The following is an 831-nucleotide window of genomic DNA, read 5'->3' as shown; positions in this document are numbered from 1 at the left end:
CAGGCAACAAGACGAGACTCCATGGCAGGCAGCGGGTGGCGGCTTACTGCCGGGTCAGCACCGACAGCGAGGAGCAGATCAACAGCTACACCGCCCAGAAAGCCTACTATACCCAGAAAATTGAGGAGTCCCCAGACTGGGAACTGGCCGGGATCTTCGCGGACGAGGGGATCACCGGAACCAGCATGAAAAAGCGCAAAGAGTTCAACCGGATGATCACCGCCTGCAAGCGGGGCGGGATCGACCTCATCCTGACAAAATCCCTCTCCCGCTTCGCACGAAATACAGTGGACTGCCTGGAGACGGTACGGATGCTGAAGGCCAGGGGGATCGGGGTCATCTTCGAAAAGGAAAATATCAATACGCTGACAGAGTCCAGCGAGTTCCTCATCACCCTGTTCAGCGGATTTGCCCAGGCCGAGAGCGAATCCCTCAGCTCCAATATCCAGCTGGGCATCCGTATGGCAATGAAAGAAGGAAAGGTCAACTTCCACTACAGATCCATGCTGGGCTATCAAAGAGGAGCGGACGGTAAGCCGGAGATCGTACCGGAGGAGGCCGAGGTGGTGCGGCGAATCTACCGCCGGTACCTGGAGGGCTGCAGTGAGGGCCAGATCCAGAGAGAACTTACCCAAGATGGGATCGCCACCGCAAAGGGTGTCAAGGCATGGTCCCATCAGATTGTGCATAACATCCTCACCAATGAAAAGTATGCGGGAGACGCCTTGCTGCAAAAGACCTTCACCACAGACTGCATCAGCAAGAAGGTCAAGAAGAATACCGGCGAGTTGCCGCAGTATTACATCAAGGACAACCACCCTGCTATCATCC

At 56.0% G+C, this 831-nt stretch carries 1 protein-coding gene; it reads left to right on the top strand.

The genetic code is table 11. The features are described from left to right. Positions 1 to 35 precede the first annotated feature (35 nt). On the top strand, positions 36 to 831 hold a 796-nt coding region (locus B5F88_RS19830), incomplete at its 3' end, for a recombinase family protein (protein WP_140402241.1).

Source organism: Flavonifractor sp. An306, from assembly GCF_002159455.1.
Lineage (GTDB): Bacteria > Bacillota > Clostridia > Oscillospirales > Oscillospiraceae > Flavonifractor.
Note: the sequence above shows the minus strand (reverse complement) of the source record. Positions and strands in the feature narration are given on the sequence as shown.